The sequence below is a fragment of the Streptomyces sp. Ag109_G2-15 genome (genome assembly GCF_900215565.1).
Classification (GTDB): Bacteria; Actinomycetota; Actinomycetes; order Streptomycetales; family Streptomycetaceae; genus Streptomyces; species Streptomyces diastatochromogenes.
On the sequence record NZ_OCNI01000001.1, the window covers coordinates 3,285,872 to 3,308,314 of the forward strand.

General features: G+C 70.2%; 23 protein-coding genes and 1 pseudogene. 11 read left to right on the forward strand and 13 right to left on the reverse strand.

All coding sequences use genetic code 11. From position 1 onward, the window contains the following. The first annotated feature begins 2 nt into the window (after nt 1-2). Both CRP49_RS14665 and CRP49_RS14670 read left to right on the forward strand, forming a co-directional pair. The gene (locus CRP49_RS14665; protein ID WP_097253756.1) at nt 3-533 is read left to right on the forward strand and encodes a hypothetical protein; all 531 of its coding nucleotides are present in this window, start codon (nt 3-5) and stop codon (nt 531-533) included. Between the two features lie 132 nt (nt 534-665). Beyond that, entirely contained in the window at nt 666-1,385 is a 720-nt protein-coding gene (locus tag CRP49_RS14670; RefSeq protein WP_179851618.1) for a contact-dependent growth inhibition system immunity protein, read from the forward strand. 117 nt (nt 1,386-1,502) lie between these two features. On the opposite strand, the gene CRP49_RS14675 is transcribed toward CRP49_RS14670, so the two are convergent. Both CRP49_RS14675 and CRP49_RS14680 read right to left on the reverse strand, forming a co-directional pair. Continuing rightward, on the reverse strand, nt 1,503-1,847 hold the full coding sequence (locus CRP49_RS14675) for a DUF397 domain-containing protein (protein WP_097253757.1): 345 nt from the start codon (nt 1,845-1,847) through the stop codon (nt 1,503-1,505). Nucleotides 1,848-1,858: 11 nt separating this feature from the next. Then, nucleotides 1,859-2,704 (reverse strand): helix-turn-helix transcriptional regulator, encoded by an 846-nt coding sequence (locus CRP49_RS14680; protein ID WP_097253758.1) that lies wholly within the window; start codon nt 2,702-2,704, stop codon nt 1,859-1,861. A 196-nt stretch (nt 2,705-2,900) separates the two neighbouring features. On the opposite strand from CRP49_RS14680, the gene CRP49_RS14685 reads away from it, so the two are divergent. Together CRP49_RS14685 and CRP49_RS14690 are read left to right on the forward strand one after the other, a co-directional pair. Next, on the forward strand, nt 2,901-3,350 hold the full coding sequence (locus CRP49_RS14685; protein ID WP_097253759.1) for an ATP-binding protein: 450 nt from the start codon (nt 2,901-2,903) through the stop codon (nt 3,348-3,350). Between the two features lie 132 nt (nt 3,351-3,482). Next, a complete protein-coding gene (locus tag CRP49_RS14690; protein ID WP_179851619.1) occupies nt 3,483-4,343 on the forward strand; it encodes a hypothetical protein in 861 nt (286 codons plus the stop codon). 62 nt (nt 4,344-4,405) lie between these two features. Here CRP49_RS14690 and CRP49_RS14695 read toward each other — a convergent pair whose 3' ends face one another. The 3 genes from CRP49_RS14695 to CRP49_RS14705 all read right to left on the reverse strand — a co-directional run bounded on the left by CRP49_RS14695 (nt 4,406) and on the right by CRP49_RS14705 (nt 8,275). Then, the gene (locus CRP49_RS14695) at nt 4,406-5,710 is read right to left on the reverse strand and encodes a S53 family peptidase (protein WP_097253761.1); all 1,305 of its coding nucleotides are present in this window, start codon (nt 5,708-5,710) and stop codon (nt 4,406-4,408) included. A gap of 328 nt (nt 5,711-6,038) precedes the next feature. Next, a complete protein-coding gene (locus tag CRP49_RS14700; protein ID WP_097253762.1) occupies nt 6,039-7,403 on the reverse strand; it encodes a S53 family peptidase in 1,365 nt (454 codons plus the stop codon). A gap of 266 nt (nt 7,404-7,669) precedes the next feature. Then, nucleotides 7,670-8,275, reverse strand: coding sequence for a TetR/AcrR family transcriptional regulator (locus CRP49_RS14705; RefSeq protein ID WP_097253763.1), 606 nt, complete (start codon nt 8,273-8,275; stop codon nt 7,670-7,672). Between the two features lie 108 nt (nt 8,276-8,383). Here CRP49_RS14705 and CRP49_RS14710 point away from each other — a divergent pair, with 108 nt between their 5' ends. The 6 genes and pseudogenes from CRP49_RS14710 (at nt 8,384) to CRP49_RS14730 (ending at nt 12,408) form a co-directional block, all read left to right on the forward strand. Then, nucleotides 8,384-9,331 carry an oxidoreductase gene (locus CRP49_RS14710; protein ID WP_097253764.1) on the forward strand — a complete coding sequence of 316 codons (948 nt, stop codon included), beginning with the start codon at nt 8,384-8,386 and terminating at the stop codon, nt 9,329-9,331. A 261-nt stretch (nt 9,332-9,592) separates the two neighbouring features. Then, nucleotides 9,593-9,844, forward strand: coding sequence for a hypothetical protein (locus tag CRP49_RS14715; RefSeq protein WP_097253765.1), 252 nt, complete (start codon nt 9,593-9,595; stop codon nt 9,842-9,844). Between the two features lie 11 nt (nt 9,845-9,855). Next, nucleotides 9,856-11,040: a flotillin family protein gene (locus CRP49_RS14720; protein WP_097253766.1), complete on the forward strand. Its 1,185-nt coding sequence runs from the start codon at nt 9,856-9,858 to the stop codon at nt 11,038-11,040. Nucleotides 11,041-11,150: 110 nt separating this feature from the next. Continuing rightward, nucleotides 11,151-11,245: pseudogene (locus tag CRP49_RS46830) on the forward strand. 66 nt (nt 11,246-11,311) lie between these two features. Next, complete coding sequence (locus CRP49_RS14725; protein ID WP_097253767.1) at nt 11,312-11,503, forward strand: hypothetical protein; 192 nt, start codon at nt 11,312-11,314, stop codon at nt 11,501-11,503. A 134-nt stretch (nt 11,504-11,637) separates the two neighbouring features. Then, complete coding sequence (locus CRP49_RS14730) at nt 11,638-12,408, forward strand: trypsin-like peptidase domain-containing protein (protein ID WP_097253768.1); 771 nt, start codon at nt 11,638-11,640, stop codon at nt 12,406-12,408. Between the two features lie 102 nt (nt 12,409-12,510). On the opposite strand, the gene CRP49_RS14735 is transcribed toward CRP49_RS14730, so the two are convergent. The 6 genes from CRP49_RS14735 to CRP49_RS14760 form a co-directional block, all read right to left on the reverse strand. Next, a complete protein-coding gene (locus tag CRP49_RS14735) occupies nt 12,511-14,256 on the reverse strand; it encodes a S8 family serine peptidase (protein WP_097253769.1) in 1,746 nt (581 codons plus the stop codon). A gap of 129 nt (nt 14,257-14,385) precedes the next feature. Then, nucleotides 14,386-14,898, reverse strand: coding sequence for a hypothetical protein (locus CRP49_RS14740; protein ID WP_097253770.1), 513 nt, complete (start codon nt 14,896-14,898; stop codon nt 14,386-14,388). Between the two features lie 251 nt (nt 14,899-15,149). Further along, nucleotides 15,150-16,175, reverse strand: a complete 1,026-nt coding sequence (locus CRP49_RS14745) for a DMT family transporter (protein ID WP_097253771.1) — start codon at nt 16,173-16,175, stop codon at nt 15,150-15,152. 55 nt (nt 16,176-16,230) lie between these two features. Then, nucleotides 16,231-17,817: a class I adenylate-forming enzyme family protein gene (locus tag CRP49_RS14750; RefSeq protein ID WP_097253772.1), complete on the reverse strand. Its 1,587-nt coding sequence runs from the start codon at nt 17,815-17,817 to the stop codon at nt 16,231-16,233. A 5-nt stretch (nt 17,818-17,822) separates the two neighbouring features. Further along, nucleotides 17,823-19,403, reverse strand: a complete 1,581-nt coding sequence (locus CRP49_RS14755) for an arginine decarboxylase (RefSeq protein ID WP_097253773.1) — start codon at nt 19,401-19,403, stop codon at nt 17,823-17,825. A gap of 126 nt (nt 19,404-19,529) precedes the next feature. Further along, on the reverse strand, nt 19,530-20,663 hold the full coding sequence (locus CRP49_RS14760) for an acyl-CoA dehydrogenase family protein (RefSeq protein ID WP_097253774.1): 1,134 nt from the start codon (nt 20,661-20,663) through the stop codon (nt 19,530-19,532). An 84-nt stretch (nt 20,664-20,747) separates the two neighbouring features. Between CRP49_RS14760 and CRP49_RS14765 the strand changes: the two genes are divergently transcribed. Beyond that, nucleotides 20,748-21,326, forward strand: a complete 579-nt coding sequence (locus CRP49_RS14765; RefSeq protein WP_179851620.1) for a TetR family transcriptional regulator — start codon at nt 20,748-20,750, stop codon at nt 21,324-21,326. Between the two features lie 107 nt (nt 21,327-21,433). Here CRP49_RS14765 and CRP49_RS14770 read toward each other — a convergent pair whose 3' ends face one another. Then, on the reverse strand, nt 21,434-22,132 hold the full coding sequence (locus CRP49_RS14770) for an HAD family phosphatase (RefSeq protein ID WP_097253776.1): 699 nt from the start codon (nt 22,130-22,132) through the stop codon (nt 21,434-21,436). A gap of 47 nt (nt 22,133-22,179) precedes the next feature. Next, entirely contained in the window at nt 22,180-22,443 is a 264-nt protein-coding gene (locus tag CRP49_RS14775) for a LysR family transcriptional regulator (RefSeq protein WP_094216985.1), read from the reverse strand.

A 22,443-nucleotide genomic window follows, 5' to 3' on the forward strand; every position in this document is an offset into this window, starting at 1 on the left:
TCATGACGGATCTGGAACTCCTGGCGGCACTCCCGGCGACCGGCGAGGCGGGCATGGTCGTCAACGACTGGGAACGGACCGAGGCTGCACTGGGAGTCACCTTCCCCTCCGCCTTCATGCGCTTCCTGGACGTGTTCGGCGGCGCAAAGTTCGACGACTTCCTGCGCGTATACCGGGCGGGTGCCGACAACGAGAATGTCGATCTCGTGTCCCGGACGAAAGAAGTCGGGGAGAAGTTCTTCGAAATCCGTCCGCACATCCGCGACCTCCTGGCCCAACGCGGCGTTAACACCGCCCAGTTGGTCCGCTGGGGCGGAACGGACAATGCGGACGCCTGCTTCCTCATCCCGCACCCCGACCCCAGAAAGTGGGCCGTCCTCGTCGTGGAAGGCCGCGGCAACGACTACGACCTCTTCGAGGGCCCCGTCGAGTCCTACCTCCTACACGTCCTCCGCGGAGACCTGGTCAGCGACGTCTTCCCGGACGACTTCCCCGACGAGCACCCTTCCTACGAGCGCAATCCCCGTATCTGAGGTCTTCACTCGGCTGGTCCACGAGGCAGCCACGTTCGGTTCCAGGCAGCCCCCACCCGACCTGGCGAGCGGTCGATCAAATGTCCGAAGGGTGTCCATCAACCCTAGAACCAGACAGGTCCGACAGCAACGATGACACCGGTGGATGACCGATTCCAGGAGTTGCGTCAGCTCCTGCGGGCGTACGAGAAGCCTGGTTATGCCTTCGATGACACGCTGGAGGCACCGGGATCGGCACTGAGCGCGTACCTCCGAATGGCTGCCTTTGCTCCGGAGCGCGCGGCGGCAGCCCTGCGGGAGATCCAGGACCTTCTCATGGTCGGCCTGTTCAGCGATGAGATCGCCGACGACGTTGAACTGCTACCTCACATCCATCCGCCCCGAGGCGTCGGCGTTGAGGACTGCCTGCGGGTCATCCAGCAGCATCTTGAGCGTTTCCTGGCGGCCCCGCCACCGCCCCGGCCTTCGCTTCGCCCCAAGAGCCGGTGGGAGTGGCGGGAACGGCTCCCGGCGATGGGCCATTTCCTCGGCGCGTACTTCTACCAGGACAGCCTCAAGCTGGAGTACTGCTCACACGCCGAGGCGGTCGACGACTACCTCTCCGGTGAGCCGACCGAGGACATCGAGAAAGCCGCAGCCGAAATCGGCGAGTGCCTGGCTCTGAACCAGTCAGAGGACGAACTGCGCGAGGCAGCCACCACACTCGGCCTCCACGGGCCCTTGCCGACAGGCGTTTCCCTGCGCCAGTGGCTCACAGATATCCGGGACATCCTCATTATCGCACCCGGCGCAACTGAGCCCGACGGCGTTACGACAGCGGCCGGCCGCCAGCCGGACTGGAGCAACCGGTGAGCCGGGCGGGCACCCAGCCCCACGCCCCGCAAGCCGACAGAGCAACTCGGTGTGCCTGCGAGGCGCAATTGCGCCCCCGGCCGACGGCGCTCACGTCCACGCTTGGAAGGCCAGGTCCTACACGAAGTGGTCGAACTCGCCGGCCCGGATGCCCAGGACGAAGGCGTTCCACTTGCGGCGGTCGGTGGTGACGATGGTGTTTGGGGTGCTGGTGCCGCGGAGGTGGACGACGCCCTCTTCGCCGAAGGCGACTTCTATCGGGGTCGCTTCTATGGGGGTCGTGCGGTGCGGTTCTCTCTTGAGTACCGCTATGAAGGCGCCGAAGGCGGCGGGGGTGGTGGTGAGGATCGTTGCGGTGGGGTCGGAGGACTCGGTGAGGTGGACTGTTCCGGAGGTGGCGGATATGTGGATGCAGGAGGCGCCCTCGGAGCAGTACGACGACTTCTGCCAGCGCGGGTTCACAGGCGTTCCCTTCACAGCTCTCGCATCACGTTGTGGATGAGGTCTCGGGTCTTCTCCGGCGGAAGTGCAACAGCCGCGACCCGTTCGAACAGTGTGCGGTACTTGTGCAACTGCGCCTCGGCGTCGAGGAACGCGAGGCCGTGGGCCTGGTCGAGGTAGACGGTGTCCAGCTGCGGTACCGGGCCGTGGGCGTAGTGGATCGATTGCCCGGATCCCGGGTAGGCGCCGGCGTCGAAGGGGATGGCGCGCAGGGTGATGTGGTCTCGGTCGCTCATGTCGAGCAGGTGCTGCAACTGCGCTCGGGCGACCGTGGAGCCGCCGACCTTCATGCGCAGGGTGGCCTCGTGGATGATCCCCTCGTACGGGGTCGGACTGTCCTCGCGGAAGAGGATCGCCTGTCGTTTGATGCGGAACGACAGGCGGTGCTCGATGTCGGGTGGCGACAGTTCGGTGACCGCCTGACGGAAGATCTCGAGTGCGTACTCGCGCGTCTGGAGCAGACCTGGGATACGGGCTGTGGTGGAGTCACGCAACGACAGGGCGTGGTGTTCCAGTTCGGCCAGGTCGACGAGTGAGCTGGACAGGAGTTCGCGGTACTGCTCCCACCAACCGCGTGTGCGCTCCGAGGTCATGTCGCTGAGCGCCTCGACGAGGGGCTGGTCGGAGCAGTCGTAGCGGCAGGCGATCGCGCGTACCCGCTCGGGGCTCACGCCTACGCGGCCGGCCTCCATGTTGCTGACCTGTGCTTGCTTGATGCCGAGGAGTTGACCGGCCTCGGTGGAACTCAAGCCCGCATGCTCGCGCAGTTTCCGCAGTTCGGCGCCGAAGCGCAGTTGGCGACCCGTTGGGTTCCTCACGGGCTTGCCGCCTCCTTGCCGTGACTCACATGGGTGGTAGTGAAGAAGATCCCTGCATTTTAGTGAAGGCCTTCACTGTGCACCGCTACCTTACAACTGGGCCCCCGCCCAGAAGTGCCCCGCTCGACGGAGCGGCGACGGTCACTGGGCAACCGAATGCACGTTCCCAACTCCCCATGTTGATCGGAGACTTCCGATGTCCACCGTATCCCCGCCCTGGTCCTACACCCTCCAACTCCCGCACGATCCACGCGCACCGGGGATCGCCCGCGCGACCCTCCGTGCCGTACTGGCCGCGCACGACCTCACCGAGGTGGTCCCCACGGCCGAACTCCTGGCTGCCGAACTCCTCACCAACACGCACCTGCACACCACCGGCCCCTACGCCCTCCGCCTCCTCGGGAGCGAACCGGGCCGGCTGCGCATCGCCGTCTGGGACACCGACCCGAGAGTCCCGCCCGCGTTCGCCGCCGACGCCGCCCCCGTCGCCGTACCCCCGCCCGACACCGAAACCGGCCGCGGCCTGCACCTCGTACGGGCCTGCGCCGACTCCTGGGGAGCCTCCGTACTGCGGGAACTGGGCGCGTCGAAGGGCGGGAAGCTGCTGTGGGCCGACTGCCAGGAAGGCGCTCTGCGCTTGCGGTGAGGGTGTCGGGTTCGGCGTGCACATCCAGTCGCTGCCTCTCCCACCCCCGTACCGCGCCCCCGCGCCGTCACCAACCGTCCGGCACCCGCTAGAGCTGCGCCGGCACACCGACGAAAGGCCCGCAACCACACCATGGTCAGCTCGTCCCATGAGGCGATGCACCGCATCTTCCAGGACCACCCGGAGCTCTTCTCCCGGGTCTCCGAGGTGCTGGGCGTCGACTTCTCCCCGCCCACCTCGGTCACCGTCCTGCCCAACGACCTCACCGAGACCAGCCCGGTCGAGCGCCGCGTGGACACCCTCCTGCGGCTGGAGACGGAGGACGACGAGCCGTTACTCCTCGCCATCGAATCCCAGGGCAAGAAGGACCCGGAAAAGCCCGCGAGCTGGGCGTACTACGCCTCGTTCCTGCTCACGAAATACCGGCTGCAGCCGATGCTGCTGGTCGTCTGCCAGGACCGCGCCACGGCGGAATGGGCCGAGCAACCGGTCAGCTTCGGCCCCCGCCAGTGGCCCGTGCTCATCCTGCGGCCGCTGGTCGCGGGACCGCACAACATGCCGGTGATCACCGACCCGGCCGAGGTTCGCAAGGACCTTGCCCTCGCCACGCTGTCCGCGATCACGCACGCCAAGAATCCGGACGTCGGGGCCATACTCAAAGCAGTGACGACGGTTCTGCGGGACGAACCGCACAGCATCGCCAACCCGATCATCGAACTCATCGCACAAGGTCTGGGCAAGCTCCCGGCCTCGGAACTGTGGAGGAAACTGGTGGCCGTGGACCTCTCTTTCTACAAGTCCCCCCTCGCCGAAGAGATCCGGGCGCAGCGTGCCGCCGAGGACGTCCTGGCCGTCCTGGAGGAGCGCGGCATCGACGTCCCGGAAGAAGCCCGCGAACGCATCACCGGCTGCGACGACCCCGAGATCCTGCGCCGCTGGCTCCGGCGAGCTGTCACCGCACCCTCCGCCGACGAGATCTTCGCGGACGAGTAGGCCCCGTACACCAGAGACGAGCCCCAGCCGCAGCCGGGGCCCGTCTCACGTGCCGCTTGCGATCAGCCCGCGAAGGCCGAGACTCCCTCCGGGGTGCCCCAGCCGGTCGGGCCGTCGTAGCCGGACTGGGCGGTGCACAGGTAGGTGGTGGAGCAGGTGCCGTTGTTGCCGCTGGTGACGTCGTTCAGGGCGGAGGTGCCGGCCGCGGTGTACGGGAACTTGGCCGGGTAGGAGCTGCTGCTCGGGGTGCCGGCGAGGGCGTAGACGCCGGCGATGATGGGCGAGCTGGCGCTGGTGCCGCCGAAGGTGTACCAGCCGGCGGTGACGCCGTAGGAGTCGTAGACCGAGACGCCGGTGGCGGGGTCGGCCACGGCCGCCACGTCCGAGATGGTGCGCTTGGTGCAGCCGGTGTCGGTCTGCCAGGTCGGCTTGGCGTCGTAGGCGGAGCAGCCGGAGCCGGTGCCCTCGGTGCTGGAGGTCTTCCAGACCGTCTCCGCCCAGCCGCGGGTGGTGGAGGTGGCCTTGGAGAGGGCGGTGCCGCCGACGGCGGTCACGTACTTGGAGGCGGCCGGGTACTCGGCGCCGTAGCCGCTGTCGCCCGCGCTGACGGTGATGGCGACACCGGGGTGGTTGAAGTACGAGGAGTCGTACGAGGTGTCGGAGGAGGACTCCGAGCCGCCGTAGCTGTTGGACACGTACTTCGCGCCCAGGGTGACGGCCTCGTTGACGGCGGTGCCCAGGTTGGCCATCGTCGCGGACTTGGCCTCGACCAGCAGGATGTTGCAGTTCGGGCAGATGGCGGAGGCCATGTCGAGGTCGAGGGAGATCTCCTCGGCCCAGCCGGTGTTGGCCGAGGGGAGCGAGGTGGTGGAGCCCGTCTGGCTGACCTTCTTGAAGCAGCCGTTGGCCGTGGTGCAGGCGCTCAGGCCGTAGTACGAGCGGTACTTCGCCAGGTCGGCCTCGGCGTTCGGGTCGTCGTAGGCGTCGACGATCGCGATGGTCTCGCCGGAGCCCTTGGAGGCGGCGGCGGAGGTGAGGCCGTAGGCCGACTGGAGATCGGAGGGGCCGTAGCCGGACGGGGTCGCGGCGTCGGCGGCCTTCGGGGTGACGCCGTCGGCCTTGGCCTTCGCCTGCTGGAAGGCGGTGAGGCCGCCGGTGACGCGCAGCGCCTTGCAGGCCATCTGCCCCTTGGCGGGGGTGGAACAGGCACTCGTCCAGGTGACCTTGGAGGACGAGGGTGCCGCAGCGTCCGCGTGGGTTGCGGTGCCGAATCCGGCGAGGAGCAGCGCGGCGGTGGCCGCGGCAGCGGAGCCGATACGGCGCCAGCGGCCGGGTGCGGCCGGTCTGGCGGGGGGAGTCGTACGCATGGTGCAGCCTCCTGATGTTCCGGGTGGGGGGTGGGAACAGGGCGGTGCATTGCGGGTGCGTGCGGCGGTACGACGAAGACGATGACTTGTTGAGTACGCGACAACAAGTAATCGTCGGAATCCTGGCCTCCGGGTTACCGAACGATGCCGCGCGCTTGACTCAACTCACAGGTGTTTCTGGGCGGTTGCTCAGGAAGGAAAGGCGGACAGGGAAAACGGGCCGCGGCCGGATGCCGTGGCCCGTCTTCCTTTCCTTGCCGCCGAAGGGACCCCACGTCCCCCTCAGATGGCGGCTCCCCGTGACCCGACGGGGCGGTTCACATGCGCGTCAGCCGGTGAAGGCGTCCGTGCCCTGAGGGGTGCCCCAGCCGGTCGGGCCGTCGTAGCCCGACTTGGCGGTGCAGAAGTAGCTGGTGGAGCAGGTGCCGTTGTTGCCGCTGGTGACGTCGTTGAGGGCGGAGGTGCCGGCCGCGGCGTACGGGTAGGAGGACGGGTAGTCGCTGGAGCCCGGGGTGCCGGCCAGGGCGTAGACGGCCGCGATGATCGGGGAGGAGGCGCTGGTGCCGCCGTAGGTGTTCCAGCCGGTGCCGTCGGAGCCGTAGGTGTCGTAGACGGAGACGCCGGTGGCCGGGTCGGCGACCGCGGAGACGTCGGCGATCATGCGCTTGGTGCAGCCGGTGTCGGTCTGCCAGCTGGGCTTGGCGTCGTAGGCGGAGCAGCCGGAGCCGGTGCCCTCGGTGCTGGAGGTCTTCCAGACCGTCTCCGTCCAGCCGCGGCTGTTGGAGGAGGTCTTCAGGGCGGTGCCGCCGACGGCGGTGACGTACTTCGAGCCGGCCGGGTACTCGGCGCCGTACGCCTCGTCGCCCGCGCTGACGGTGATGGCGACGCCCGGGTGGTTGAAGTACGAGGAGTCGTACGAGGTGTCGGAGGAGGACTCCGAGCCGCCGTAGCTGTTCGACACGAACTTGGCGCCGAGCTTGACGGCCTCGTTCACGGCCGTGCCCAGGTTGGTCATGCTCGACGACTTGGCCTCGACCAGCAGGATGTTGCAGTTCGGGCAGACGGCGGAGGCCATGTCGAGGTCGAGCGAGATCTCACCGGCCCAGCCGCTGTCGGCGGTGGGGAGGGAGGTCGTCGAACCGGTCTGGCTGACCTTCTTGAAGCAGCCGTTGTCGGTGGTGCAGTCCGACAGGCCGTAGTACGAGCGGTAGGTGGCCAGGTCCGCCTCGGCGTTCGGGTCGTCGTACGCGTCGACGATCGCGATGGTCTCGCCGGAGCCGTTGGCGGAGGCGGCGTCGGTCAGGCCGTAGGCGGACTGGAGGTCGCTCGGGCCGTACCCGGTCGGGGAGTCGGAGGACGCCTTCGGGGAGACGGTCTTGGGCGCGATGCCCTTCTTGGCGGCCTGCTCCTCCTGGAAGGCGGTGGTGCCGCCGGTGACGCGCAGCGCGTGACAGGATGCGTAGCCCTTCTTCGGGGTCGCGTCACACGCGTTGGTGTACCGCACATGGGCCTTGGCGACCTGCGCGGCGATGGTCTTCGCGCTCACGTGCTTCGTGGCCGTGGGGGTGGCCGCGTTCGCGTGGGCGGCGGTGCCGAGTCCGGCGAACACCAGCGCGGCGGTGGCCGCGGCGGCGGAGCCGATACGGCGCCATCTGCCGCGTATGTGGGGGGTGGTGGGGGTGGGCGTACGCAACGTACAGCCTCCTGTGAGTGGGTGACAGAGGCCTGCGGGTGGGGGGACCACCGGTGTGGTGGCCGGTGGGGGCGGCGGCCCGCCACGACGATCGCTTGTTGAGTACGCGACAAACAAGACGGGTTTCGGAATCCTGACTTCCGCCATACCGAAGGGGGTTGGGGGCTTACTGATCAATAACTCTGTGCTGGCTGTGTGCTGGCCCGCTCTTGACCGGGCGCACAGGGAGTACACAGACGCTCAGTGGTGCGCAGATGCTCCGTGGCTCACCGGGGCTTGAGGCCGTGCAGCAGCAGATGGACGTGTTCGTCCAGGCCGGCCAGGGCCTCGTCCGCCTCCAGGGCGCAGCTGGCGATGAGGGCGGCGAGTCCGTGCAGACTCGCGGCCGCGACTAGCGTGAGGCGCTCGGGATCGCCCTGGACGATCTCGCCCCGCTCCTGGGCGTCCGCCATCATCCGGGCGAAGGAGCCGAGCGACTGGTCGACGGCGGCCGCGAGCTGTGCGGAGCTGTCGGGGTCGTGCTTGCGCGCGAACATCAGCTCCAGGAGTTCCGGGTTCTCGATCGCGAACCCGAGATAGGCCCGGGCGAGCGCCGTCATCTGCTGCTCGAAGGTGAGGCCGGGGTGCGCGGCGGCGGTGCCCACGGCCTGGTTCAGGCGCTCGTACCCGTCCAGCGCGAGGGCGTCGAGCAGGGCCTGCTTGTCCTTGAAGTGCCGGCCCGGGGCGGCATGGCTCACCCCGATGTCACGGGCCAGCTCGCGCAGTGACAGCGCGCCGACCCCCTTCTCCCTCAGGGTGCGCTCGGCGCTCTTGAGCAGGGCGGCGCGCAGGTCTCCGTGGTGGTAGGGGCGGCTCTCGGGCATGCGGACCATCGTAACCGCATGTAGTCGGCGGCAGCATTGTTGTCGATGTCACCATTGTTGGCGGCGTCACCTTTGTTGTCATTGACAGCATTGTTGGCGGCGCCTACATTGGCGGACATGGCTGAGAAGACCGACGCGCCCAAGGCGCGCACATGGAACGCGACCCACCTCCCCGACCTCTCCGGCCGCACCGCCGTCGTCACCGGCGCCAACAGCGGCATCGGATTCGCCGCCGCCGACGCGCTGGCCCGCGCGGGCGCGCACGTGGTGTTCGCCGTACGGGACCTCGAGCGCGGCGGTGCCGCCGCGGCGAGGGTGAGCGGCAGTACGGAGGTGCGGCGGCTCGACCTGGCGGACCTGGCCTCGGTGCGGGAGTTCGCCGACTCCTGGGACCGCCCGCTGGACCTGCTGATCAACAACGCGGGCGTGATGATGCTGCCGGAGCAGCGCACCAGGGACGGCTTCGAGATGCAGTTCGGCACGAACCACCTCGGGCACTTCGCGCTGACCAACCTGTTGCTGCCGTACGTCAGGGACCGGGTGGTGACGGTGTCGTCCGGACTCCACCGCGGGGGCGACGGGATCATCCACTTCGACGACGTGAACCTCAGGGGGCGCTACTCCCCGACCCGCGCCTACGCCCAGTCCAAGCTGGCCAACCTCCTGTTCACCCTGGAACTCCAGCGCCGCCTGACCGAGGCGGGCTCGTCCGTACGCGCCCTGGCGGCGCACCCCGGCTATGCGGCGACCAACCTGCAGAGCCATGCCGCGAACCCCCTCGCGCGGATCGGCATGGTGTTCGGCAACAAGTTCCTCGCCCAGGACGACAGGTCCGGCGCCCTCCCGACCCTCTACGCGGCGAGCCAGGACCTGCCGGGCGCGGCGTACGTCGGTCCCGACGGGCTGGGCGAGATGCGGGGCGCGCCGACGCTGGTGGGCCGCAGCGCGGCGGCCAGCGATCCGGAGGCGGCGCGGAGGTTGTGGACGCTGTCGGAGGAGCTGACCGGGGTCGAGTGGGGGCTCGCTTCGGCGGCGCGGCCGGCTGGGGCGGAGAAGGTGGGGTAGGGCGGAGAAGGTGGGGTAGGGCGGAATGGGTGGGGTAGGGCGGAGAGGGTGCGTCAGGGTACGTCCGTCGCGGCCCCTCAGAGCCCGTCCGTCGTGGCCCCTCAGAGCCCGTCTGTCGCGGCCCGTCGGAGCCCGTCCGTCGCGGCGCCTCGGAGCCCGTCCGTCCCGGCGGTGGGGCCAGGTCCTCCTGCCCGTTGGGTCCCCGCCCCGACTGGGTCTATCGTCGGAATACTGGGGCCAGGACGAGGAGGACGGCCGGTGATGCCGCAGGACGAGGCCGTGATCGGCTGCACGGGGAAAGTGCTCATCGGAACGCGTGGATCCGCGGGCCCCGGTGAGGTCCTGGTGCGGGTCAGAGGAGGTTCCGAGACCTTCCTCGCGTGGTCGGAGCAGCCCCTGCCGACGGGCGCGACGGTCCTCGTGATCGAATCCCGTGGATGCCGCGAAGTCGGTGTCATCGAGTGGGTGGATCCGTTGGATGCGCTCGGCGGCGACCCCGCCGACGCCGGCTGAGGAGTACAGGCATGTTCGGATACCGCGTTCCCGCACCCGACGAGGCGATGTTGATCTCGGGAGGCCGGCGGGGACTGGGGGGCGCGCCGTTCCGGGTGGTGACGGGGCACGGCAAGTTCGTGCTGCCGGTCTTCCGCAAGGTCCGCTTCCTCACCCTGTCGATGTGCGAGTCCGAGGTCACCGAGACCTGTGTGACCAGGCAGGGCATCTCGCTGCACGTCCGCGCGGTCATCGCCTTCAAGGTCGGCAACGACCACGAGAGCATCATCAACGCGGGCCAGCGGTTCCTCTCCGACCAGGAGCAGATGTCGGTCCTGACCGGCCGGATCTTCGCCGGTCACCTGCGGGCGATCATCGGCTCGATGACCGTCGAGGAGATCGTCACCGAGCGGCAGAAGCTCGCCGCGGAGGTCCTGGACACCTCGAAGCTGGAGATGGCGAAGATCGGCCTGATCGTCGACTCGCTGCAGATCCAGTCGATCGACGACGGCGACACCGGCTACATCGACGCGATGTCCGCGCCGCACAAGGCGGCCATCCAGCGGCAGGCCCAGATCGCCCAGGCACAGGCCACCCAGGCCTCGGTCGAGGCGGAGCAGGTGGCGGCCCGCAACCAGGCCGAGTACGCCCGGCAGACCGCCATCGTCAAGGCCGAGTACTCGGCCGAGGTGGACCGCGCCCAGGCGCAGGCCGCGCAGGCCGGACCGCTGGCGCAGGCGCACGCCCAGCAGGAGGTGCTCGCCGCCCAGACGGAGCTGGCCCAGCGCCAGGCCAAGCTGCGCCAGCAGCAGTTGGTGGCCGAGGTCGTGAAGCCCGCCGAGGCCGAGGCCGAGCGGGTCAGGATCCTCGCCGCCGCCGAGGCACAGCGGATGAAGATCCAGGCGGAGGCGGCGGCCTCGTACGACCGGGTCGCGCTCGACCGGATGCTGATCGACCAGCTCCCGCAGATCGTGAAGGAGGCCGCCGGGGGCCTCGCCGGCGCCAACGTCAACGTCCTCAACGGCGCGGACGGCCTCGGCGAGATCGCCGCCGGCCTGGTGTCCCAGGGCCTGACCATCCTCGACTCGGTCCGGCAGAACCTGAACGGGCAGGACTCCGACGGCCGCCGCCCCGAGGAGAGCAAGGTCAACGGCCTGATCCAGCTGCCCGCGAGCAAGGAGAAGAAGTCGGACGACGGTCCGGTGGACGTCGACTAGGCCCCTGCTCCGGATGCACGGTGGGGGTCAGCGGTCCGTCAGCGGGCCGTCAGCCCCTGCCTGCACTCTTGTTCATGTGAACGGCACGGGAAACCGGAGGCCGGGAGCAAGGAGAGGTGCCCGGAGTGGTTGATCGGGGACCAGCGAGCACGCCTCAAGGTCGGGCCCCACGGGGCCCACGCAGGTTCGAATCCTGCCCTCTCCGCCTGTACGGATCCACCTCACCTGCGACTGGTGGAAGTTCCACGTCAGCGACAGCACCAAGTACACGGTGGTCGGCGAGGCCCACGCCGGCTGGGACACCAAGGCCACCTTCGAATACTCGGCCTCCATGAGCAGCAGTTTCGAGATCGCCTACACCAAGGCGTGCCACTTCTGGCGGTCGGTCGTGACCATGCCGAAGCGGGACGCGGCCTGCACCTCGTACGAGCGGGCGGACTGCTGGGGCGATGACTGGGCGTGACGAGTGAGGAGGCGGGAGTGAAGGCTCCACAGTACGGTGGAGCCCGGCGCCCCACGGCCATAGGGACGGTTCACAGGAAAATCTCAGTGAAGTCGGGACGGGTTTCTCACCTTCATGGGAGAGAGTGACGCCTGATGAAGCGCATCTCACGCATCTGGCTCACTTCGCGTCCCGCCTTGCTGTGCGGTGTGGTGACGCTCGGCCTGACGTCGGCGTCCGTGGCCTCCGCCTCCGACGGGCCGGGGCCCTTCGGGGTCACCGCCGCCACGGTCGCGACGCGGCAGAGCGTGCGGGTCGGCGCGCTGTTCGGCGCGGACCGGGTCGGCAAGCTGGTCGGCGGGCACTTCTGCACCGCCTCGGTCGTGCACAGCCGGCAGCGGGATCTCATTGTCACGGCCGCGCATTGCGTGGATGGCGATGACGGGGATCTGGTGTTCGCGCCGGGGTACCGGGACGGGCACGCGCCCTTCGGGGTGTGGAAGGTGGGGAAGCGGTTCCTGCCCGACGGGTGGGCCAAGGGGCAGAACGAGGACAGTGACATCGCCTTCGCCTACGTCGACGAGCTGGGTGGGGAGCGGGTCGAGGACGTGGTGGGCGGGAACCGGTTCGTCACCGGGACCGCCACCGGGGCCACCGCCGTGACCGTCACCGGGTATCCGGACGAGGGTGAGGTGCCCATCACCTGCACCAACAAGCCGGCCCTGCACAGCCGTACCCAGCAGCGGATCAACTGTCCCGAGTTCACCGGAGGGACCAGTGGCAGTCCCTGGGTGAACGGGGCCAAGCAGGTCGTCGGGGTGCTGGGCGGGCACGAGCACGGTGGTGCCACCGCCGACATCTCCTACAGCGTGGTGCTGGGGGCGGAGGCGGACGAGTTGTACAGGGATGCAGCGGGCGGGCGGTGAGCGGCGTCGGCTGCGGTGGGCCGAGGGCAGGTGGAAGCCACCCAGCCTCAACGCACCGCGGCGACGCCCCCCAACCGCCCTTTCCCGCCGGCCGAGCGTCGGCTAACCGGCCATGGACGGGGCGTAGGGCGACAAGGCCGGAGCGAGCTGTACTCCGGGTGCCAGGCCGAGGGCGACCAGGGCGTCGGGCAGGCCGCGGCCGACGCGGGCCGCTTCCATGGTCCCCGAAGCAGTCAGTTGGCGGCAGCTGGTGCCGATGATGTCGAACAGGTGCTGTACCCGGCCGGGTCCGCGGGGCAGCAACTGGCCGTGGAAGTCCTCGTGGTGGGCCAGGACGAGGGCGGCGAGGCCGACGACATGCGCCGATGCCGTGCCGGTGCCGTCGAGGGCCGTGTATCCGCCCTGTGCGGCGCAGGACAGGACCGCCACTCCGGGGGCGGCCGCGTCGACTCCGGATCCGTAGCAGCTGAAGGGGGCGGCGAACAGTCCCTCCGGAGTCAACTGCGGTCCGCAGTGGGTGGCCTGGGAGGTCTCCTGGGCGTACGAACCGTAGGCCCCGAGTGCGCCGACCGTGAACACGGTGGGCAGCGAACCCGGGAAGGCGACCGGTCCGCCGGTGTCGCCCGCCGGGGCGACGCAGGCGACGCCTGCCGCGCTGGCGTCGGCGAGTTTTCGGGAGACCAGCGCCGAGGGGTACGGGGTCGCGACCGCGATGTGCGCGATGTCGACCTCGCGCTCGATGCAGTGGTCCAGGGCGGCGATCAGGTCGCTGAAGTGCCCGTCCGGCATGACCTGACAGACCTCGATCTCGGCGTCGACGGCGATGCCGATGATGCCCCGGCCGGTGTCCGCTCCGGCGATGATGCCCGCCGCGTGGGTTCCGGTGCCCATCGCGTCGTGGGTCCAGCCCTTGTCCGTGCCGCGCACGAGATCGGCGCCCGAGTCCACCCGTTGCGCCAGATCGGGGTGCTCGGCGCTGACGCCGGAGCCGATGAGGCCGATCCTGACACCGAAGGCGCGGAACGTGGGCGGCAACCGGTCCAGCCCCATCGCCTGCTGGCCCCAGCCGTATTGCTGACGCTTCTCCAGCTCCGGATACATCTTGGCCAGCGGGGTGAGGGTGACGAGATTCTCCTGGCTCGCCGACAGGTCGGGGCGGTGGATCCAGCGGTCCGCGTAGCCGCCTGCGGGGCGGACGTACAGGGCCTGGACGGACTCCGCGGTCTCCGTCGCCAGGGTGAGGGTGACCGTTCCGTCGGCCCCGGTGATGCCCTGGCTCGGCCAGGTCGCGCCGATCAGGAACACGCCCGCACCGGCCAGTGGTTCGTCGTCCGGGCCGCAGACGCGCAAGGAGATCTCCAGGGGCTGCTCCAGCGGCGCGACCAGTCCCGGATCGAGCAGCGGCGGCATCCCCGCGGTCGGCGCGGCGGCGGGTACGGCCGCGGACAGCGGCAGATCCGGCTCGATGTGCACGTGCAGCGACCGCATCGCCGGAACCTGGGCCTCCGCCGCCTCGACGACCGCGATCTCCGGACAGGAGGGGTACAGACCGGCGCCCTGCAGCTTCTCCGACGGCCGGAGCCTGCGGACCACCGTGACCTCGGGCAACCGGTCGAGCCGGTCGCACACCGCGTCCATACCGAGTTCGTCCACCCCGGGCGGGAGCATGCTCTGCGGCAGTGGCGTCACCATGTACCGCGCCCGGCGCGGCTGCACCGCGATGGGTGCGGGCGCGCCCTTCCCGCGCGGTTCGGTCTCCTTGCTCTTGGGGCCCTCAGGGCCCGGCCCCCCGACTCCCGCACCCTCGGACCCGCTCTCGCGGTTGTTTGCCGGCCTTTCCTTGACCATCACTCCACCTTCACCACGCCTACGTCGTCCCTGTGCTCCTGATCCGGTGACGGGCGGCTCGCGCTTCCACGGGGATGCGGTGTGCCCGGGAATCGCTCCTGGGCACACCGCATCGCGCGCCGCCGTGTGTCAGCCGATGCCGAAGGGCTGGCTCATCTGGCCGTAGCCGAAGCCGGGCTGCTGGTACTGCGGGAACTGCTGGCCGTAAGGCTGCTGGCCGAAGCCCGCGCCCCACGGCTGCTGACCCTGCAGGCCCTGCTGACCCTGCTGACCCTGCTGACCCTGCTGACCGTGCTGGCTCTGCTGACCCTGCTGGCTCTGCTGGAGCAGCGTCACGATCGCGGTCGGCAGCGCCTGCTGCACGGACTGCTCCACCGCGCTGCGGATGCCCTCGCGCAGCGTGTGGTGCAGTGCGACGGACAGGTAGGGGTGCGCCTGGTGGGCCAGGCCCTGCTGCTGGAGCTGCTGCTGGACCTGCTGGAGCTGCTGCAGCGTCTGCTGCATGCGCTGCGCGATCTGCACGCTCGCCTGCTGGCAGGCCTGCTGGATGGTCTGCTGGACGAGCTGCGCGATCGGCTGCTGGGCAGTGCCGATCTGCTGGCCGAACTGCTGCTGGGGCTGGGCAGCGGTCATCACCGACATGAATGCTCCATTCGATGTGCCTTGAGTGATTCCGACATAGGTGTCCTATGTGGCATATCGGAAGATTCCGACGCCCTGACGCTAAGTTGCCGTCACACGGACCGCAATCGGAAGGGTGTTCTCGGGGCCACCGCCGTGCTCGGCGGGCATGAGGACGCCACAGCCGATCCGTGAGCCCGGCGGACACAGCAGCGCGGCTGCCGTGGGAGTCGTACCCCCACGGCAGCCGCGTCCGTTCGCGACGAGCCGGGTCAGCGCGCCGCCGTCACCGCCGCGGGCTTCTCGGAAGCGGCCGACGCCACCGCCTGCTTCTCCGCGGCAGCCTTCGCCGCCGCCTCCGCCGCCGTGCGCTTGGTGACCTTGCGCAGGTACAGGTTGTTGAGGACCAGTGCCAGTGCGGTCAGGGAGGCGCCGGCCACCTGCATGCTCGCCGGGATCACGCCGGTCAGGGCCGAGATGATGAACGCCGTGATCGGGACGACGTCCATGAAGAGGACGCCGTTGAGCGGGCCGAGGTACTTGTTGCCGAAGTTCCAGCCGAGCACGCCCACGAAGCCGGCGATGATGCTCATGTAGGCCAGCTCGGGGAGGATGGCCGTCACGTCGCCGCCGGTCGGGACCGGGACGCCGCCCGTGGCCAGGATGATCGCCGTGATGACGGAGGCGCTGGCCAGGCCGAGGACCGTGGTGATCGCGGTGTACTTGATCGGCGACCAGGTCGGGAAGTACGTCGCACCGGAGGTGTAGATCACCCAGCACAGCGCGGCGAACAGCAGCAGCGCGTCCGGGCCGAAGTCGGACGGGTGGGCGAAGAGGGAGCTGAGGCTGCCGTCCGAGACCACCAGGATGACGCCGACGAAGGACATCGCGATGAAGGCCAGCGCGCCCTTCGGCGGAACGACCTTGCGCAGCACCCAGTTCACCAGGAAGCCCATCATGGGCATGGTCGCCATCATGATCGAGGCGTTCAGGGCGCCCCGCTCACCGATGAGGTCCTGACCGAAGAACACCAGGAACTGGAAGCCGGCGAAGCCGGCCGTGCCGAACAGCCAGGCCAGGCCGATCCGCTCGCCCTTCAGCTTGAACCCGGCCGCACCCTCGCGCAGCTTGAGGAACACCAGGAACATCGCGCCGGCGATCGCGTACCGCAGGCAGGTGAAGGTGAACGGGTCGATGTGCTTCAGGGTCACGTCCATGAGGGGGAACATCGCTCCCCAGGACACGGTGGCCAGGAGGCACAGCAACAGGCCTCGGCCGTAGTTCTTCTGATCGTTCATGACTCTTCCTGTCGAGTGGGGGGACGGCAAGGACAGTGGTGGTCGTCGGGTCGGGTCAGGCGGGGACGAGGTCGGTGCGGCGGGCCGTGGCTTCGGCGCGGACCAGCGGCAGCACCGTCTCCAGCAGGCGGGCCGCCCGCACCTTGCCGGTCGGGCTGTACGGGATCGCCTCCACCGGGATCACGTACGCGGGCAGGCACGGCACCCGGCGGGCGCAGGCGGCGGCGACCGCGCGCCGGCCGCTCTCCAGCCGCTCCGGGGAGACCGGGGCGAAGGGCACGATCAGCACCTCCTCGCCCGTGTCCTGGAGCTTGGTGCGCAGTACGGCGGTCTCGCGGACGCAGGGCAGGTCCATCAGGTCGTTCTCGAGGCCGAAGATGTTGACGTCGAGCGGCTTGCCCTCGACCGCCTTGGAGACGCCGTCGTTGCGGCCGGTGAGTTCGAGCCGGCCGGCCTCGTCGATGAAGCCGCTGTCGCCGGTGAGCAGGAAGCGCTGGGTGCGGCCGCCGTAGTCGAGGTCGAGGAACTCCGGCTCGGCGGTGGCGTAGGCGTCCATCAGCTGGTAGCTGGCGATCGCCACCCGGCCGCGCATGCCCTTGGGGACCGGACGGTTCTCCGGGTCCAGTACGGCGATGGTGTTGCCCGGCATCGGGCGGCCGGAGCGGCAGGGCGCCACATGCAGTTCCTCGGGGCCGATCATGACGTTCACGCCGGTCTCGGTGGTGCCGTAGTAGAGGTGCAGGACCGGGCCGAGGCGGTCCCAGGTGTTGTTGACGACCCAGCGGTTCAGGTGCCGTCCGCCGGAGAGCACGAAGTGCAGCCGGGACGTCTTGTGCAGGTGCTCGGAGGCCGGGTGGGCGACGACCCGCTTGAGGACCGGCGGGACCATGAGGGTCGTGGAGACGCCCTCGTCCTGGATCAGGCGGATCAGGGCGGCCGTGTCGTCGTACGGGCCGAGGACGATCGTGCCGCCGAGGGAGAGGAAGATGCGCGCCCAGCCGGGGCCCGAGGCGTGGTACAGCGGGACCGTCACCAGGTGGACGTCGTCCTCGTCGAAGGAGTACTGGTCGACCAGGTCGGCGAAGCGGCGCGCCTCGAAGGAGGCCCGGCGGATCACCAGCTTGGGGATGCCGCTGGTGCCGGAGGTGAAGGAGAACGCCTCGAACGGCTGCTCCACCGGCCGCGGTTCGCCCGGCTCCGACAGCAGCAGGTCGGTGAAGGCGACGCCCGGCGCGTTCTTCGGCGGGTCGCTGTCCAGCCGGATGTCGAGGACGTCCCGGCCCTCGGGCCAGCCGACCTCGGTGAGCACCGCGCGCTGGTCGGAGGTGCTGATGATCACGGTCGGCTGCAGCTGCTCCAGCGCGCCGGCGGTGGCCTCGGGCCCGGCGGTGTAGTCGAGTCCGACGCACGGGATGCCGAGCGAGGAGACCGCCGCCATGGCGACGACCAGCTCCCAGCGGTTCTCGGCGACGAACACCGCGCGGGCGCGACGTATGCCGGGCAGTCGCTCCTCGATCGCGGTCGCCACGCGGGCCACCTTGTCGGCGAGGTTGGCCCAGGTCAGCCGGACCTCGCCGTCGACCACGGCGACGTGTCCGGGGCGACGCTCGGCGTGCTTGCGGATGTCCGAGAGCTTGATCATTACGGTCACTTCCTTCCGGCGGAAACGGCAGGTACGGCAGAGACGGCGGGGGTGGCCGGGACGGCGGGGCCCGAGGGGACGCCGTAGGCGGCGGTGGAGGCACCGGGCTGGTGCAGCGTGTAGATCTCGCAGCCGCTGGAGCGCAGCGCGTCGATCTCGCCGAGGGTGCGGTCGCACAGGCGCTCACCGGGCACGGTGATCGGGATGCCCGGCGGGTAGGCGATGATGAAGTGGTCCGAGGTGCCCTGGGTCAGGGCCGCGGACGCGGTGCGGTAGGTGCGCTGGATGGTGCGCAGCGCGTCCAGCAGCCGTAGCAGCGTGGCCTCGTCGACACCGATGTGGACGTGGAAGAGCACGGCGTCGCCGCTCTCCCGGGCCACGTAGAGGGCGTACTCGTCGAAGAGGATCCGGCGGAAGTCGGCCGCGGTGATGCCGAGCGCGCTGATGTCCACCAGCACCCGGGTCGGGTCGTCGCTCACCAGCAGCGCCGGGTCGGTCAGATGGCCGTCCGGGCCGAGCGCGCGGTACGCCGACAGGCGCGGGTCGGTGCCGAGTTCGGCGCGCAGGGTGCGGGCCAGGTTCAGGGAGCGCTCCAGCAGCTGCTCGCCCTCGGTCTCGGCCTGCAGCCGGGCCAGGTCCAGGCTCGCCAGCACGGGCCAGCTGGGTGAGGTGGTGTGGTGCTGGAAGAGCGCCTGTGCGGTGCGCTCCTGGGCCTCGCCGTCGCCGATCAGATGCAGGTACGAGCCCTGCCGCAGCGCCGACATCGACTTGTGCGCCGAGTGCGTCACGGCCACGCGCAGGGGCAGCGGGCGTTCGGTGCGGCGCAGGGTCTCCACCGCGTGCAGCGCGGTCAGCGGCCGCAGTTGGGGGTGGAAGCGGTGCACCGCGCCCCAGGCCTCGTCGACCAGAACCGACACCGTGGGGTGGGCCGCGGCCAGTTCGGCGAGCACGGTGGGCAGGTCGTAGCGGACACCGTCGTACGACACCGCCGACAGCACCACCGTGTCGTACGGTCGGCCCTCCGCCACCGCCGTCCGGAACGTTTCCAGCAGCCGGGGCAGGTCGCCGAAGGTGCGGGGGCAGTCGGCGCAGCACTTCTGCATGGGCGCGTAGGTGACGTCCACGCCGAGCGCGCCGAGCGCGAAGTGCACCGACTGGTGGCAGCTGCGGTCGGCCAGGACGCGACTGCCGGGGCGGGCCAGCGCGGTCAGGGCGACCCGGTTGGCGGTGCTGGTGCCGGTCGACAGGAAGAACGTCGCGTCGGCGCCGAAGCTGTCGGCGGCCAGCCGCTGGGCCTCGCGGAGCGGGCCGCGGGGGCGGAAGAAGGAGTCGAGCATCGTGCCGCTGTACGACACGTCGGCGGCGAGCTGGGCCGCGCCGAAGAGGGCCTCGTAGGACTCCCGGACGCGGGAGTCGCGGATCGACCGGCCGTGGGAGAGCGGAAGGGCGTGGAAGGAGGCGATGTCCCGGCGGGCCACCGCGAGCACGGCATCGGCCAGCGGCGTCCTGCTCGCCCCGTGACGCCCGGGAAGCGGCGCCTGCGGGCCCTCCCCGGAGGCGGGAGTGGAGCTGGTGGGTTCGGTCATGCCTCCATAAAACAAAACCTTCGCGAAGGTATCAAATATTATCGGGAACGCTGATGGAACGGGGGTGCAAGCGCGGCGCAGGGCCCGGAGCAAGAAGCTGCTCCGGGCCCTGCGGCTGCCCCCGCCCTACGCCTTGTCCCGCGGAAACACCGTCCCCGCGTACGCCGTCGCCGCCGGGCCTGGCTGCAGGGTCGCGTGGGCCGTCACCGCGTGGATGTCGCGCCAGGCGCGCTGCAGGGGGTTCGACCGGGCCAGGGCGCGGGCGCCCGCCGTGCGGAACAGGTGCTCCACCGCGTCGGTCAGCAGCTCGGCGGCGCGCGAGGCGTCCCGCTGGTTGCGGGCCGCCGTCTCGGGCTCGAACGCCGCCGGAGGTGTGAGCGCCGCCCGGTCCGCGCGCTGCGCCGCCGACTCCAGCAGTAAGGCGGCCGCGTCGATGTCGCCCGAGCAGCGGGCGAGGGTCCGCTGGATGCCGGGGTCGGCCGAGGCGCCGCGCTCCTCGGTCAGCGCGGTCCAGGCGTCCAGCGCGCCCCGGGCGGCGCCGAGCGCGGGCGCGCAGAACAGCAGCGCGGCGACCAGGGGGTACGGCACCCGGTGGCAGGGCGCCGCGTCCGGTTCGCGTACGCCGGTCATCAGGGCGTCCCGCAGGCAGGAGCGGTGTTCGGGTACGAACACGTCCTCGACGCCGACCGAGTGGCTGCCCGTGCCGCGCAGACCGACGCTGTCCCAGGTGTGGTGCACGCGGACGTCGTGGCGGGGGAGCAGCAGGATGCGGTAGGCGGGCGGACCGGCCGGCTGTTCCTCCAGCGTGGCGAGCAGGATCCAGTCGGCGTGTTCGACCCCGCTCGCGAACGCCCAGCGCCCGGCCAGGCGCCAGCCGCCGGGGACGCGGGTGAGCCGGCCGGCGGGCGGGACCACCGCCGCGGCTATCGCCGCGTCGGGCGAGTCGGCCCACAGCTCCGCCTGGGCCCGCTCGGGCAGATGGGCCGCCAGCCGGGCGTGCCCGGCCAGCAGCGCGCAGCACCACGCGGTGGAGGCGCACGCTTCGCCGACGGCGGCCACGGCACTCACCAACTCCGTGAAGCCGCCCGCCCGTCCGCCCCAGCGGCGCGGCACGAAGTGGCGGGCGAAGCCGGCCGCCGGCAGGGCGTCGACCACGTCCGGGTGCAGGCGTGCGGCCTCCTCGGCGGTGCGGGCGTGCCGGGCCGCCAGGGCGGTCACGGCGGTCGGAGCGAGGGGTGGGGCGGGCAGGGCGGTGGTCATGGGGGCCTTTCGTGAAGAAGAGTGGGCGGGTAGAAAAAGATTCGATCGAGAAGGTATTTTCTTTGGTGGTTACACCGGTCGACAGTGGGGACGGACGAGGTGAAGCAGGACAGAGCACGGCGCACACACGAGCTGCTTCTCGATTCGGCGGCGGCCGAGTTCGTGCTCCACGGCTTCGCGGGCACGAACCTCTCGGACGTTGCCGCCCGCTCTCGTGTCACCAAGGGCGCGTTGTACGGCCACTTCGACTCCAAGGCGGAGTTGGCCGAGGAGCTGACCCGGGGGTTCGAGGAGGAGTGGGGGAAGTTGCTTGCCCCGTCCGGGAGTTCACCGGGTTCGCTGCGCGAGCTGACCGTGGGGCTGGCTCGGCGGATGGACGAGGATGTGCGGTTTGCCGCGGGGCTTCGGCTTACGGCGGATGCGGCCCGGGTGTCTCGGCGGGAACCTGTGCCCTTCGGTGAACTCCGGGTCAGATTGGTTGAGTTGATCCGGGATGCTCAGTGCGAGGGGCGGATCGATGCGAGGCATCGGCCTGAGGTGCTGGCTCGGTTTGTGGTGGCGGTGCTGATGGGGGCGCACGCGACACGGTGGAGCGGGGCTGAGGAGGTTGGTGAGCTGTGGGATCTCGTGTTGTGTGCGTTGGAGGCGCGAGGTGCCCCATAGCTCGGGTGGCCCGATGCGTTCGCGGGTGCGGGTGCGTGGTGGCTTGTCGCGCAGTTCCCCGCGCCCCTAGGGGGTTGCAGTGCGGGGAACTGCGGCGTGGGCGTTTCTCAGGCTGCCCTTGCCAGTAGGCCGTTGAGGGCCGGGCCCGGTAGGCGGGGCCAGTTCTCCCTGGTTGCCCTTGTGGTCAGGGTTGGGTCGCTGCCCACGATCACCGGGTGGCCCACGCTGGTCAGGAGGGGCAGGTCGGTGGCGTCGTCCGCGTAGGCGTGGCAGTCGGACGGGTCCAGGGCGAAGGCCGTCATGATGCGGTGGGCCGCTTCCGACTTGGCCTGGCCGATCATCGGGCGGTCGGTGAGGTCGCCGGTGAGGATGCCGTCGGTGATCTCGGGGGTCGTGCAGACGAGGAGGTCGGCGCCGACCGCCTGGCCGATGGGGGCCAGGCAGGCGGCGAAGGAACCGGAGAGCAGGATCGTGAGGTCGCCGGCCCGGTGGTGCTGCCGTAAGGCCTCGCGGACCGGCGAGTGGAAGAGGCCGCGGGCGTTCTCGCGGGCGAACCAGAGGCGGCCGCTCTCCTCCAGGTCGGACTCGTGGCTGCCGCGCAGCAGGCGGTAGTAGGCGCGGTTGACCTGTTCCCGGGGTACGCCCGAGCGGAGTTGGTGGCCGAGTGCGGCCCGGGCCGCGGTCAGGCGGGCCGGGGCGCGGCCCTCGCGGCCCCAGTGGAAGTCGAGGAAGCTCAGCATGCTCTTGCAGGTGATGAGCGTCTCGTCGACGTCGAAGAACGCGGCTCTGACGGGGTCGGTCGTCATGAGGATGGGAAACCTTTACGGGTGGTGTGGGGAGTGGCGGGCCGGGGTCAGCGGCCGGCGTGCAGCTCCGTGTGGGCGGCCTCGACCAGGTCCAGGATCCGGTCGGCGTACGGGCACAGCCGGGCGCCCGCCGAGGTGAGTTCGACGGCGCGGTTGCCGCGGCGCACGAACAGCGGTGTGCCGACGGCCTCTTCCAGGCCCTTGATCTGCGCCGTGATGGTCGGCTGCGAGTAGTGCAGGTTGCGGGCCGCGCGGGTGAAGCTCAGCTCCCGGGCGACTTCCCGGAAGGTGCGCAGACGCTGGAGGTCCAT

Excerpts from the sequence above, each read along its gene's own strand:
- CRP49_RS14665 (WP_097253756.1), top strand. The coding sequence starts at position 3 with ATGACGGATCTGGAACTCCTGGCGGCACTCCCGGCGACCGGCGAGGCG.
- CRP49_RS14670 (WP_179851618.1), top strand. The coding sequence starts at position 666 with ATGACACCGGTGGATGACCGATTCCAGGAGTTGCGTCAGCTCCTGCGG.
- CRP49_RS14685 (WP_097253759.1), top strand. The coding sequence starts at position 2,901 with ATGTCCACCGTATCCCCGCCCTGGTCCTACACCCTCCAACTCCCGCAC.
- CRP49_RS14690 (WP_179851619.1), top strand. The coding sequence starts at position 3,483 with ATGGTCAGCTCGTCCCATGAGGCGATGCACCGCATCTTCCAGGACCAC.
- CRP49_RS14695 (WP_097253761.1), bottom strand. The coding sequence starts at position 5,710 with ATGCGTACGACTCCCCCCGCCAGACCGGCCGCACCCGGCCGCTGGCGC.
- CRP49_RS14705 (WP_097253763.1), bottom strand. The coding sequence starts at position 8,275 with ATGGTCCGCATGCCCGAGAGCCGCCCCTACCACCACGGAGACCTGCGC.
- CRP49_RS14710 (WP_097253764.1), top strand. The coding sequence starts at position 8,384 with ATGGCTGAGAAGACCGACGCGCCCAAGGCGCGCACATGGAACGCGACC.
- CRP49_RS14715 (WP_097253765.1), top strand. The coding sequence starts at position 9,593 with ATGCCGCAGGACGAGGCCGTGATCGGCTGCACGGGGAAAGTGCTCATC.
- CRP49_RS14720 (WP_097253766.1), top strand. The coding sequence starts at position 9,856 with ATGTTCGGATACCGCGTTCCCGCACCCGACGAGGCGATGTTGATCTCG.
- CRP49_RS14730 (WP_097253768.1), top strand. The coding sequence starts at position 11,638 with ATGAAGCGCATCTCACGCATCTGGCTCACTTCGCGTCCCGCCTTGCTG.
- CRP49_RS14735 (WP_097253769.1), bottom strand. The coding sequence starts at position 14,256 with ATGGTCAAGGAAAGGCCGGCAAACAACCGCGAGAGCGGGTCCGAGGGT.
- CRP49_RS14740 (WP_097253770.1), bottom strand. The coding sequence starts at position 14,898 with ATGTCGGTGATGACCGCTGCCCAGCCCCAGCAGCAGTTCGGCCAGCAG.
- CRP49_RS14745 (WP_097253771.1), bottom strand. The coding sequence starts at position 16,175 with ATGAACGATCAGAAGAACTACGGCCGAGGCCTGTTGCTGTGCCTCCTG.
- CRP49_RS14750 (WP_097253772.1), bottom strand. The coding sequence starts at position 17,817 with ATGATCAAGCTCTCGGACATCCGCAAGCACGCCGAGCGTCGCCCCGGA.
- CRP49_RS14755 (WP_097253773.1), bottom strand. The coding sequence starts at position 19,403 with ATGACCGAACCCACCAGCTCCACTCCCGCCTCCGGGGAGGGCCCGCAG.
- CRP49_RS14760 (WP_097253774.1), bottom strand. The coding sequence starts at position 20,663 with ATGACCACCGCCCTGCCCGCCCCACCCCTCGCTCCGACCGCCGTGACC.
- CRP49_RS14770 (WP_097253776.1), bottom strand. The coding sequence starts at position 22,132 with ATGACGACCGACCCCGTCAGAGCCGCGTTCTTCGACGTCGACGAGACG.
- CRP49_RS14775 (WP_094216985.1), bottom strand. The coding sequence starts at position 22,443 with ATGGACCTCCAGCGTCTGCGCACCTTCCGGGAAGTCGCCCGGGAGCTG.